General features: G+C 56.3%; 11 protein-coding genes. 7 read left to right on the top strand and 4 right to left on the bottom strand.

The genetic code is table 11. The annotated features are described in order from the left end of the window. Positions 1 to 11 precede the first annotated feature (11 nt). From fhuC to fhuB, 3 genes are read left to right on the top strand one after another with little or no spacing between them, the layout of a single operon-like run. Positions 12 to 806, top strand: a complete 795-nt coding sequence (gene fhuC, locus AAH450_RS11990) for a Fe3+-hydroxamate ABC transporter ATP-binding protein FhuC (RefSeq protein WP_342910437.1) — start codon at positions 12 to 14, stop codon at positions 804 to 806. A gap of 15 nt (positions 807 to 821) precedes the next feature. Beyond that, positions 822 to 1,703, top strand: coding sequence for a Fe(3+)-hydroxamate ABC transporter substrate-binding protein FhuD (fhuD, locus tag AAH450_RS11985; protein WP_342910436.1), 882 nt, complete (start codon positions 822 to 824; stop codon positions 1,701 to 1,703). Then, positions 1,700 to 3,679, top strand: coding sequence for a Fe(3+)-hydroxamate ABC transporter permease FhuB (gene fhuB / locus AAH450_RS11980; protein ID WP_342910435.1), 1,980 nt, complete (start codon positions 1,700 to 1,702; stop codon positions 3,677 to 3,679). The genes fhuD and fhuB overlap by 4 nt, the downstream gene beginning before the upstream one ends. A gap of 143 nt (positions 3,680 to 3,822) precedes the next feature. On the opposite strand, the gene hemL is transcribed toward fhuB, so the two are convergent. Then, positions 3,823 to 5,106 carry a glutamate-1-semialdehyde 2,1-aminomutase gene (hemL, locus tag AAH450_RS11975; RefSeq protein WP_342910434.1) on the bottom strand — a complete coding sequence of 428 codons (1,284 nt, stop codon included), beginning with the start codon at positions 5,104 to 5,106 and terminating at the stop codon, positions 3,823 to 3,825. Positions 5,107 to 5,276: 170 nt separating this feature from the next. On the opposite strand from hemL, the gene clcA reads away from it, so the two are divergent. Continuing rightward, complete coding sequence (gene clcA, locus AAH450_RS11970) at positions 5,277 to 6,716, top strand: H(+)/Cl(-) exchange transporter ClcA (protein ID WP_342910433.1); 1,440 nt, start codon at positions 5,277 to 5,279, stop codon at positions 6,714 to 6,716. An 81-nt stretch (positions 6,717 to 6,797) separates the two neighbouring features. Beyond that, positions 6,798 to 7,142: an iron-sulfur cluster insertion protein ErpA gene (erpA, locus tag AAH450_RS11965; protein ID WP_318788876.1), complete on the top strand. Its 345-nt coding sequence runs from the start codon at positions 6,798 to 6,800 to the stop codon at positions 7,140 to 7,142. A 34-nt stretch (positions 7,143 to 7,176) separates the two neighbouring features. On the opposite strand, the gene AAH450_RS11960 is transcribed toward erpA, so the two are convergent. The 3 genes from AAH450_RS11960 to mtnN form a co-directional block, all read right to left on the bottom strand. Next, positions 7,177 to 7,431 (bottom strand): hypothetical protein, encoded by a 255-nt coding sequence (locus AAH450_RS11960; RefSeq protein WP_342910432.1) that lies wholly within the window; start codon positions 7,429 to 7,431, stop codon positions 7,177 to 7,179. 142 nt (positions 7,432 to 7,573) lie between these two features. Beyond that, positions 7,574 to 8,374, bottom strand: coding sequence for a vitamin B12 ABC transporter substrate-binding protein BtuF (gene btuF / locus AAH450_RS11955; RefSeq protein ID WP_342910431.1), 801 nt, complete (start codon positions 8,372 to 8,374; stop codon positions 7,574 to 7,576). Further along, positions 8,367 to 9,065, bottom strand: a complete 699-nt coding sequence (gene mtnN / locus AAH450_RS11950) for a 5'-methylthioadenosine/S-adenosylhomocysteine nucleosidase (protein ID WP_342910430.1) — start codon at positions 9,063 to 9,065, stop codon at positions 8,367 to 8,369. The genes btuF and mtnN overlap by 8 nt, the downstream gene beginning before the upstream one ends. A gap of 127 nt (positions 9,066 to 9,192) precedes the next feature. Here mtnN and dgt point away from each other — a divergent pair, with 127 nt between their 5' ends. Next, positions 9,193 to 10,698: a dGTPase gene (dgt, locus tag AAH450_RS11945; protein WP_342910429.1), complete on the top strand. Its 1,506-nt coding sequence runs from the start codon at positions 9,193 to 9,195 to the stop codon at positions 10,696 to 10,698. Positions 10,699 to 10,842: 144 nt separating this feature from the next. Further along, complete coding sequence (gene degP / locus AAH450_RS11940) at positions 10,843 to 12,282, top strand: serine endoprotease DegP (protein ID WP_342910428.1); 1,440 nt, start codon at positions 10,843 to 10,845, stop codon at positions 12,280 to 12,282. Positions 12,283 to 12,448 lie beyond the last annotated feature (166 nt).

Here is a 12,448-nt window from a genome sequence, read left to right as displayed (position 1 = left end):
AGAAGACCGCTATGTCTCATCCGCATGCTACAGAAACAACCTTCACGCTCGATAACGCTGCTTTTACCGTTCCGGGGCGGACGTTATTGCAACCGCTGTCAATGACCTTTCCCGCCGGAAAAGTTTGTGGGCTGATTGGCCACAACGGCTCCGGAAAATCGACTTTGCTTAAGCTGCTTGGGCGGCATCAGCCCGCCTCAAAAGGCCAGGTGCTGCTGAACGGTAAAGCGCTGTCTGACTGGCAGAGTAAAGCATTTGCCCGTGAGGTGGCCTACCTGCCGCAGCAGCTGCCGGCGGCAGAAGGAATGACGGTGCGTGAACTGGTGTCGATGGGTCGGTATCCCTGGCACGGAGCGCTGGGCCGCTATGGTGCAGAAGATCGTGAGCGTGTGGAGGAGGCGATCTCGCTGGTGGGGCTTAAGCCTTTTGCACAACGTCTGGTCGACAGTCTCTCCGGCGGCGAGCGCCAGCGGGCCTGGATTGCCATGCTGGTGGCGCAAAACAGTCGCTGTCTGCTGCTGGATGAGCCGACCTCTGCGCTGGATATCGCGCATCAGGTTGAGGTGCTGGCGTTGATCCAGCGTCTGAGCCGCGAGCGCGGTCTGACAGTGATAGCGGTGCTGCATGATATCAACATGGCGGCTCGCTACTGTGACCACCTGATAGCGCTTCGGCACGGCGGTATGATTGCGCAGGGCGATGCCCAGGCAATTATGCAGAGCAGCGTGCTGGATGAAATTTACGGTATCCCTATGGGGATCCTGCCTCACCCTAACGGCGGTTCGCCGGTGAGTTTTGTTTACTGACGGATGGGCGTGTTTATGCCAGATTATTTTCGCCGCCGCCTGCTGATGGCGATGGCACTCTCTCCTCTTGTTCCTGCCTGGCGTGTTCAGGCGGAGCAGCCGCCCGATCCTGGCCGGATTATCAGCCTGGAATGGCGTCCTACTGAGATGCTGATGGCGCTGGGTGTGCCGCCGATGGGAGCCGCAGAGCTGTACAACTATCGGCTGTGGGTAGGGGAGCCAGCATTACCCGCCTCGACGGTGGATGTGGGACTGCGTACAGAGCCAAATATCGAGCTGATGATCCAGATGAAACCGTCGCTGATCGTCTACTCCTCAGGCTATGGCCCTTCCCCTGAAACCCTTGAGAAAATTGCGCCGGGCATGGGTTTTGCCTTCAGTGATGAGAGCGGTAAGCCGCTGACCGTTGCCCGCCACTCGCTGGTGCAGCTCGCCGGAAGAATCGATCGCCTTGAGCAGGCCAGGCTGCATCTCGCTGAATTTGACGCGTTTATTGCCGAAGCCAAAGCCCGGCAGGCGGCCAGAGTGCAGCGGCCCATGCTGTTGATCTCCTTCCTGGATACCCGCCATGCAATGGTGTTTGGCAAAGGGAGCCTGTTCCTGGAAGTGATGGAAGCGCTGGGAATTGAAAATGCCTGGCACGGCGAAACCACCTACTGGGGCAGCACCATTGTAGGCATTGAGCGACTGGCTGCTATCCGCGAGGCAGACGTTGTCTGTTTCGGCCATGGTGATGACGCGATTATGCAGCAAATCGCTGCAATGCCACTCTGGCGCGCCATGCCGTTTGTGCGTGAAAACCGTTTCCGCCTGGTGCCTCAGGTGTGGTTCTACGGCGGAACGCTCTCGGCAATGCGCTTTTGCCGGGTGCTGGATAACGCGCTGGAGGCAACATGAAAACGACTGCACGTTTCCCGGTCATGCTGTTATCAGCGCTGATACTGTTTGCCGCTGGCCTGACGTATTACAACTTCAGCCAGCATCTGCCCGTGACTCAGTGGCGAAGTGCGCTCTGGTCCGCCGACCCGCTGAATGTGGATCAGATGGTGTTTCATTACAGCCTGCTGCCTCGTCTGAGCCTTGCGCTGCTGGTCGGCGCCGGGCTTGGTCTGGTGGGGTTACTGTTCCAGCAGGTGCTGCGCAACCCGCTGGCAGAGCCTGCCACGCTGGGCGTGGCCACGGGTGCGCAGCTTGGCCTCACCGTAGTGACGCTCTGGAGCCTGCCCGGTGGGGTAATGACCCAGCAGATTGCAGCGATGGCGGGCGCAATTGTGGTGGGGCTGATTGTCTTTGGCATCGCCTGGGGAAAACGTCTTTCCCCGGTGACGCTGATCCTTGCGGGTCTGGTGATGTCGATGTACTGCGGGGCGGTGAATCAGATCCTGGGGCTGTTTAACCATGAACGGCTACAGAGCATGTTTCTCTGGAGTACCGGAACGCTGAACCAGATGGACTGGCACAGCGTCAGCTTTATCTGGCCAAAGCTGCTGGTGGGGTTTGTGATTTCACTGCTGCTGCTGCGTCCGATGGCGTTAATGGGCCTGGACGACGGCGTAGCAAAAAATCTTGGTCTGGCGCTTTCTGCGGCACGCCTTGGGGTACTGGCGCTGGCGATTATATTGAGCGCTCAGCTGGTTAACGCCGCGGGAATAATTGGCTTTATCGGCCTGTTTTCGCCGCTGCTGGCGAAGATGCTGGGCGCACGACGTCTGCTCAGTCGTCTGCTGCTGGCTCCGCTGATTGGTATGCTGCTGCTGTGGCTGGCGGATCAGGTGGTGATCTGGCTGACCGATAACTGGCGTGAGGTCTCTACCGGTACCGCAACGGCGCTGATTGGTTCCCCGCTGCTGCTCTGGCTGTTGCCCCGTTTGCGGACGACGGCGGTGCCACCCGCGATGAATCAGGGCGATCGTGTTCCTGTGGAACGTCACCATCTCCTGTACTGGGCGGCAGCGGGGGCAGTATTGCTGCTGCTTGTCAGTGCTGTGGCGCTGAGCTTTGGCCGCGATGCCCAGGGCTGGAGCTGGGTCTCTGGCGATCTCTGGCAGCAGCTGATGCCGTGGCGTATGCCGCGCCTGGTGGCCGCCATTGCTACCGGCATGATGTTGGGTGTGGCTGGCTGCATTGTGCAGCGTCTGACGGGCAATCCTATGGCCAGCCCGGAAGTGCTGGGCATCAGCTCTGGTGCCGCTTTTGGCGTGGTGATCATGCTGTTCCTGGTGCCGGGTGATGCTTTTGGCTGGCTGCTGCCCGCCGGAAGCCTGGGCGCGGCGCTGACGCTGCTGATCATCACGGTGACAGGAGGGCGCGGCGGCTTCTCGCCGGAGCGCATGCTGCTGGCCGGTATGGCGCTCAGTACCGCCTTCACTACCCTGCTGCTGATGCTGCTGGCCAGCGGCGACCCGCGGATGGCGAACCTGATGACCTGGATCTCCGGCTCAACCTATGGCGTGGATGCTGCTCAGGCCTGGCGGACGGTGTGGGTGGCGGCGGTGCTGCTGGCGCTGGTGCCGCTCTGCCGCCGCTGGCTGACCCTGTTGCCGCTGGGAGGCGAGACCGCGCGCGCGCTGGGCGTGGCGTTGAAGCCTTCACGTTTTGCTCTGTTGCTGCTGGCTGCTGCGCTGACTGCTGCCGCCACGCTGACCATTGGGCCGCTGAGCTTTATTGGCTTAATGGCGCCGCACATAGTGCGCATGCTGGGCTTCCGTCGCGCCGTGCCACAGCTGGTTATGGCCGCAATGATGGGGGGCATTCTGATGGCGATAGCGGACTGGTGCGGCAGGATTGTCGCTTTCCCGAACCAGATCCCGGCCGGGCTGCTGGCAACCTTTATCGGTGCGCCATACTTTGTTTATCTGCTGCGTAAAGTCTGACGGGCTGAACCTAAGGGGAGAGGAGCCTGGTGGCAGAACATGGCTGTAAGGCTGGTTGCCTGAGCAGTACCCCATAAAAAAAACGCCTGACTCAGCAGTCAGGCGTTTTTTTATGCCCTGAGCGGCGGTTCAGCCGCCAGGACTCAGGCTAATTTTGCAAAGCTACGGCGTGCCGCATCCAGGGTGCGCTCAATATCCTGCTGGCTGTGCGCCAGAGACATAAAGCCCGCTTCAAAGGCGGAAGGTGCCAGATAGACTCCTTCTTCCAGCATCAGATGGAAGAACTTTTTAAAGCGTTCCACATCACATTCGGTGACATCCTGGTAGCAGGTTACGGTGTCGGCTGAAGTAAAGAAGAGGCCAAACATCCCGCCCACATGGTTTACCACCAATGGGATGCCAGTCTCTTTTGCTGCCGCCAGCAACCCTTCCGCCAGCTGCGTGGTCAGTGCGGTAAGTTTTTCATGGCTACCGGGTTTGGCAATTTCGCTCAGGCAGGCAAAACCTGCCGCCATGGCAATCGGGTTGCCCGAAAGCGTACCGGCCTGATAAACCGGGCCGCCAGGTGCCAGCTCAGCCATCACTTCACGACGACCACCAAATGCGCCAACCGGCATGCCGCCGCCAATGATTTTGCCAAGGCAGGTCAGGTCGGGCTTCACGCCATAGTGCGCCTGCGCGCCAGCCAGCGCGACACGGAAGCCGGTCATCACTTCATCAATAATAAACAGCGCACCAAACTCATCACACAGCGCGCGCAGGCCCTGTAGGAAACCTTCGTTCGGCGGGATGCAGTTCATGTTGCCCGCTACCGGTTCAACGATAATACAGGCGATCTCATGCGGATATTGCTCAAAAGCCGCCCGTACGGAATCAAGATCGTTGTAGGTGCAGGTCAGGGTGTGTTTGGCGAAATCGGCTGGCACGCCCGGCGAGTTGGGCTGGCCGAGGGTCAGCGCACCGGAGCCAGCTTTCACCAGCAGGCAGTCCGCATGGCCGTGATAGCACCCTTCAAATTTGATGATTTTGTCGCGATGGGTGTAGCCGCGCGCCAGGCGAATCGCGCTCATGGTGGCTTCGGTGCCGGAGTTCACCATGCGCACCATATCCATGGTTGGCACCAGCTCGGTGACCAGCTGCGCCATTTTTACTTCCATCTCCGTCGGCGCGCCAAAGCTCAGGCCGCGTTCAGCCGCTTCAATGACCGCGTTGCGGATAGCGGGGTGGTTATGGCCCAGCACCATTGGCCCCCAGGAGCCTACGTAGTCGATGTACTCTTTGCCGTCGGCATCGTAAAGGTAAGCGCCGTCGGCTCGTTCAATAAAGAGCGGGACTCCGCCAACGCCGCTAAACGCACGCACCGGCGAGTTTACGCCGCCGGGAATTAACTGCTGCGCCTGGGCATACAGATTTTCAGACTTACTCATGGTTCCGCTCCTGAGAATGCATTTAAAAAAACACCCTCATTCTAAGGGAACATGGGGCCGGGATAAAAGGCAAGTCGCGCTTTTGACACAATAGCCTGGAAATTTTTCCGGGACATCACCGGCGGGAAGGGTAAGATATTGACTTATCTTTACCGGGAAATGAACAGGATATGAACGAGCCTACGTCATCTACTGAGCAGTTAAACAGCGTTCCGGTGCGGCGGGGGGATTTTTTACGTCTGCTGCTTCGGGGAGATAAAACGCCCATAGCGGTGCTTATTTTAGCGGGTATTGTCGGAACACTGGCTGGCCTTGTTGGCGTCGCCTTTGAGAAAGCGGTCAACGCTGTCAGCACTCAGCGCCTGAGCATGCTGGCGACTGTTGAGCAGCACTGGCTGCTGGTTTTCCCGCTGGCCTTTATTCTCTCCGGGCTGCTGGCGATGGTGGGCTATTACCTGGTCAGACAATTTGCGCCGGAAGCGTCCGGATCGGGCATTCCTGAAATCGAGGGCGCGCTGGAAGAGCTGCGTCCCGTGCGCTGGTGGCGAGTTATCCCGGTCAAATTTATCGGCGGCATGGGCACGTTAGGCGCGGGCATGGTGCTGGGGCGGGAGGGGCCGACGGTGCAACTCGGCGGCAATATAGGCCGGATGGTGCTGGATATTTTCCGCATGAAAAGCGCCGAGGCGCGCCACTCGCTGCTGGCGACCGGTGCCGCTGCCGGACTCTCCGCTGCCTTTAACGCGCCGCTGGCGGGCATTCTGTTTATTATTGAAGAGATGCGGCTACAGTTCCGCTACAGCGTGATTTCTGTTAAAGCCGTCTTTATCGGTGTGATCATGTCCAGCGTGGTATTCCGCATTTTCAACGGAGAAGGAGCGGTTATTGCCGTGGGCAAACTGGCCAGCGCACCGGTCAACACGCTGTGGCTCTATCTGCTGTTGGGAATGCTGTTTGGCGTGATTGGCGTGGCGTTTAACGCGCTGATTTTCCGCACACAGGATATGTTCAAGCGGCTGCATGGCGGTAATCTGCGCAAAATTCTGCTTATCGGCGGCGTGCTGGGCGGCGTTTGTGGTGTGCTGGGGGTGATTGAACCGGAAGCAGCTGGAGGCGGCTTTAACCTGATTCCCATTGCGGCTGCGGGCAATTACACGGTTGGAATGCTGCTGTTTATTTTTATCACTCGTGTAGCCACCACGCTGCTCTGCTTTGGCTCCGGCGCGCCGGGCGGGATTTTCGCGCCTATGCTGGCGCTTGGCACTTTACTGGGAACCGCCTTCGGCATGGCCAGCGCTTCGCTGTTCCCGGCGTATCACCTGGAAGCCGGAACCTTTGCCATTGCGGGCATGGGGGCGCTCTTTGCCGCTTCAGTCAGGGCGCCGCTGACCGGGATCGTGCTGGTTCTGGAAATGACCGATAATTATCAGCTTATTCTGCCGATGATTATCACCTGTCTTGGCGCAACCTTACTGGCACAGTTTCTTGGCGGCCAGCCGCTCTATTCTTCGCTGCTGGCGCGCACCCTGGCCAGCCAGCAGCAGAAAGATGATGAAAAAGCGGCAGCACAGAGTGCCACGCAGCCGAAAGGGAAAACGGCGGATACTTGATTGCTATACTGGTATATAAGATAATGGTGCCAGAGATGGTCGAATTATGACCAGTCGCCCGAATACATACTGGAGTATTAAATGAGTGACGATATAGCTCTGCCCCTGCAATTCACTGAAGCAGCGGCCAGTAAAGTCAAAAACCTGATTTCAGATGAAGAGAACCCGGATCTGAAACTGCGTGTTTATATCACCGGTGGCGGCTGTAGTGGCTTCCAGTACGGTTTTACCTTTGATGACAAGGTAAACGACGGCGATATGACCATTGAGAAAGCGGGCGTCGCGCTGGTAGTGGACCCGATGAGCCTGCAATATCTGGTGGGTGGCGCAGTCGATTATACCGAAGGCCTTGAAGGCTCCCGGTTTATCGTCACCAACCCTAACGCCAAAACCACCTGTGGCTGCGGTTCTTCGTTCAGCATCTGATGCTGCTGCCCCGGCACCTTTGCTGCCGGGGTTCTTACCACTCTACCGTCACTAACTTCGCCACCGCGCGGCCTCCGCTATTTTGTGAAATTACCGACTCAGTGACTTTAGGCTGTGCCGATCCCTGCTTGCCGCAGCTGACTACAGGTGCTTTTGCTGGTGTAACACTTTGCCCGTCAATATGACATTGCGAGTAAATGGTCAGTTTGACCCCGATGCTGCCCGTAATGGATGCAGCACAGGCGTGACCAGCCATCATTAGGCCAAAGGCCAGATAAACGGCTTTCATTTTGCTGTTATCCTGGTGTAGATAAAATCAGGGCATCAGCCCCAAAAATGGGCAGCGAGAATAAAATATTTCGCCGCCTCGTTATTTAATTAACGACAATTCCTGCTGAAACTTTAACCGGCTTTGCTGCGGTCCTGATATTTCACGCCTTCACTCCGGATTGCGGATGCAGTTGGCGGCATATTTGTTGCGCTGCCTGCATAATGCGCGGGCCTGGCCGACTGAACCAGTCTTCATTAACGGCGATCACCGGCACCGCTAACTGCGGTCGCCAGAAAGCCTCCACTTCAGCTATACGTTTCGCATCGCCCCCCGTGATGACAATTTGCGGTTTTCTCATCAGTACCTGTTCGCGGCTCACCTGTGGCCAGGCAACCCGACTGTCGGCAAAAATATTCTCTCCCGCGCAGAGCTGAAGAATTTCATTCTGCAAAGTGTTGCCAGAGGCGGTGAAGAGAGGGCGCTGGCCAAACTGCAAAAATACCTTCTTTTTGGGCTGGCTGGCGTAATGCTGGTATAAAGCCGCCTGCTGGTTTAAAAGGGCTTCAGCGGCACGATCGGCTTTTTCAGGAGCGGGACTCCAGGCCTTCAACTGACGCAGGCTGTCCGCCACCTCTTTGATCGTCACGGGATTGATCCAGACGATTTTGATGCCGAAAGCGCTGAGCTGATCCACCTGACGTTGAGGATTACCCTCACGCCAGGCGAGCACCAGGTCTGGCTTGAGTGCCAGAATGCGTTCCACATTGATACCCTGCCAGTTGGCGACCTGCTCCAGCTGGTTAGCTTCTGGGGGATAGTCTGAGTAAGCACTGACTGCCACAGGTCTGATACCTGCGGCAAAAGCCAGCTCCGTCAGGGCTGGAGCCAGAGTAATCACCCTGGGCGCGGCGGCTGCGCTGAAGCAGGTCAGCAGCAGCAGGACGACAAGAAACCTAGCCACGCGACAGATTGGTCAGCAGCGTCTCAACCATCAGAGAGGATTGCTTCGCTGCCACAACCAGGAATTCATCAAAGCTCAGGTGGGATTCCCGATCGGCCACGTCAGAAATGGCTCTAATCACAACAAAGGGCACGGCAAACTGGTGACAAACGTGCGCAATAGCCGTGGCTTCCATCTCCACGCCAATGGCCTGCGGGAAGGTTGAGCGGATGCGTGCCAGCGGTTCTGCGCCGTTGATAAAGGCATCGCCACTCACGACCAGACCGCGCACGGCATACAGGCCAAGCTGTTCGATGCAGCTTTCTGCGGCTTCAATCAGTGCGGTATCGGCGGTGAAGGCGGCTGGGCAGCCCGCCATCTGGCCTGGCTCGTATCCAAACGCGGTGACGTCGGCATCGTGATAACGGACTTCATCTGACACCACAATATCGCCCACCTTCAGCGAAGGAGCCAGACCGCCAGCGGAGCCGGTATTGATAATAAAGTCTGGCTTGCACAACTGTAACAGCAGGGTGGTGCCCAGCGCGGCAGAAACTTTGCCAATGCCCGACTTCAGCAGGGCGACCTCCACACCGTTCAGGGTTCCGGTGTAAATTTCACAGCCTGCCAGGGCCAGCGTCTGACGATTTTCAATTTTGTCGCGCAGCAGGGTAATTTCCTGCTCCATTGCACCAATAATGCCTGCTTTCATAGGGATACTCGCTAATGTTGTGGAAGTAAACTGTGCTTTCGGCGCATAGTCTATCATGGCAGGATGAAGGACATAATCCGCAAGAGGGTACAGGCATGGATCTGGTGCCGCAGAATGGGAAGCTGGCATGACCGATATCGACTTCAGGAAAAAAATCAATTATCAGCGCCGTTATCGTCCTCTACAGGGGGTGAAAAGCGAGCATGAAATATTGCGGATCTTCGAGAGCGATCGCGGACGCATTATTAATTCAGCGGCTATCCGCCGTCTGCAACAGAAAACCCAGGTTTTCCCGCTGGAACGCAATGCCGCCGTCCGCTCAAGGCTGACCCATTCGCTGGAAGTGCAGCAGGTGGGGCGCTATATCGCCAAGGAGATCCTTACCCGGCTGAAAGAGCTGGGGCAACTGGAAAATTATGGCCTTGCTCAGCTAACCGGGCCTTTTGAAAGTATCGTTGAGATGGCCTGCCTGATGCACGACATCGGCAATCCTCCTTTTGGTCATTTTGGCGAATCGGCAATCAACGACTGGTTCCGCCAGCGGCTGGATAACGATTATCAGCCCGAAAATCCACGTACCGATCGCTGTGAACCGGAAGCGTTACGTTATCAGACAGATGGCTTTAACGATCTTCGTGCAAAGATTCGTCAAGATTTATCCCACTTTGAGGGAAATGCGCAGGCTATCCGCATGGTGCATTCGCTGCTGAGGATGAACCTGACCTGGGCGCAGGTGGGCTGTATTCTGAAATATACTCGTCCCGCCTGGCATAAAGGAAAGATTCCGCCAGGCCACGATTATCTGATGAAAAAACCGGGCTATTATCTGGCTGAGGCGGAATATGTCGCCCGGTTACGCAAAGAACTGGATCTTCAGCCTCATTGTCGTTTTCCTTTGACCTATATTATGGAAGCGGCCGATGACATCTCCTATTGTGTGGCCGATTTGGAAGATGCGGTCGAGAAAAATATTTTCACCGTTGAGCAACTCTATGAACACTTATTTGCGCTGTGGCCTGCACATCAACCGGGCGATCTATTTAGTCTGGTTGTAACGAACGCGCTGGATAAATCCAGAAGTTCACAAACCAGCCGCAGCAGCGAAGATCAGTTCTTTATGTATTTAAGGGTGAATACCGTTGCCCGTCTGGTACCGCATGCCGCTGGCCGGTTTATTGATAATTTAGCGGAAGTCTTTGACGGGAAATTCAATCAGGCGCTGCTGGAAGATGGCACGGCACAAAATCAGCTGCTGGAAATTTTCAAAAAAGTCGCTTTCCGTCATGTGTTTAACCATCCTGACGTTGAGCAACTGGAGTTGCAGGGATACCGTGTTATCAGCGGCTTATTAGATATTTATCAGCCTTTATTAGCGCTGACTCAGCAGGAATTTGGCGAGCTGATTGAGAAGGATTATTTAAAAGGCTACCCGATAGAAACGCGCCTGTTCCACAAACTTTCCACGCGCTTTCGTCTGGCTTATAGTGAAGCGATGGGGCGCCTGGATAATCGCGCGGGCGATATCGCCATCTGGGAATATTATTACCGGGCGAGAATGCTACAGGATTACGTTAGTGGCATGACAGATCTGTTTGCCTGGGATGAGTATCGGCGTCTGATGGCCGTGGAATAACGCCGCCCCCCTTGAATTGTAAAGATGAAGCATAAATATTTACCTTTAGCGCAATCTTTTTCATGAACTTAGCGCTAAAACTTCACTCTCATCATCACGACCACAGCAATGGTTGCATAATTGGACATATAGAGAAACAGACGCATGAAAAAAACACTTTTAGCTGGCGCGTTGGCTCTGAGCCTGGGAATGGCGATGACTCCGCTTACTGCTTTGGCCGCAGAAACCGCTTCTTCCTCCAGCCAGCAGCTTCCAAGCCTGGCCCCTATGTTAGAAAAAGTTATGCCTTCGGTAGTGAGTATCAATGTTGAAGGCAGCACCACGGTGAAAACGCCACGGATGCCACAGCAGTTCCAGCAGTTCTTTGGCGACAATTCGCCATTCTGCCAGGACGGCTCGCCTTTCCAAAGCTCCCCTATGTGTCAGGGCGGCGGTGGACAGGGGCAGGATCAGGGCGGAGCCAATACTCAGCAGGAGAAATTCCGCGCGCTTGGCTCGGGTGTGGTGATTGATGCCGCTAAAGGCTATGTGGTCACCAATAATCACGTGGTTGATAACGCCACCAAAATTCAGGTGCAGCTCAGCGACGGGCGCAAGTACGACGCAAAAGTGATTGGAAAAGATCCGCGTTCAGATATCGCCCTGATCCAGCTGAAGGATGCGAAGAACCTGACGGCCATCAAAATGGCAGATTCTGACGATCTTCGCGTCGGTGATTACACCGTGGCTATTGGTAACCCCTATGGCCTGGGTGAGACGGTCACCTCCGGGATCGTTTCTGCGCTTGGCCGCAGCGGCCTGAACGTTGAAAATTACGAAAACTTTATCCAGACCGATGCCGCCATCAACCGCGGTAACTCCGGTGGTGCGCTGGTTAATCTTAACGGCGAGCTGATTGGCATCAACACCGCCATCCTGGCACCGGACGGCGGCAATATCGGTATCGGCTTTGCCATTCCCAGCACCATGGTGAAAAACCTGACGGCGCAGATGGTGGAGTATGGCCAGGTGAAACGCGGTGAGCTGGGCATCATGGGCACCGAGCTGAACTCGGAGCTGGCGAAAGCGATGAAAGTGGACGCACAGCGCGGCGCGTTTGTCAGCCAGGTTCTGCCCAACTCCTCAGCCGCAAAAGCGGGCGTGAAGGCGGGCGATGTGGTCACCTCCATCAACGGTAAGCAGATCTCCAGCTTTGCCGCACTGCGTGCTCAGGTTGGCTCGCTGCCGGTCGGCACCAAAATGGCGCTGGGCCTGATCCGCGATGGCAAGCCTATTACCGTTAACGTTGAACTTCAGCAAAGTACCCAGAATAAGGTGGAATCCGCAACGATTTACACCGGTATTGAGGGTGCTGACCTGAGTAACTTTGACGAGAAGGGCGTTAAAGGCGTCAAGGTGGATAATGTGAAGGCGGGTTCTGCCGCAGCGCGCATTGGTCTGAAGAAAGATGATGTGATCCTGGGCGTGAATCAGCAGGCGATCGCTAATCTGGGCGAGCTGCGTAAAATTCTGGATACCAAGCCTTCCGTACTGGCTCTGAATATCCAGCGTGGCGACAGCTCCATCTATCTGTTGATGCAGTAATTGCCTTAAGTGCCGACGACCCCGTCGGCACTTCTGTTTTGAAATCCCCGTTATTGTCCTCTCTCTTTGTGATATTCCCCGCAATTTTTACAGTCCGCACCGCGCTTAGTGCAGTTGCACAATGTTTCGCTCTGGTGCCGCAGGTATGCTGAAAGAATGATGCTTT

The organism is Erwinia magellanica (genome assembly GCF_039023495.1).
Taxonomy (GTDB): Bacteria; Pseudomonadota; Gammaproteobacteria; order Enterobacterales; family Enterobacteriaceae; genus Erwinia.
This window is presented reverse-complemented; position numbering and strand designations above follow the sequence as displayed.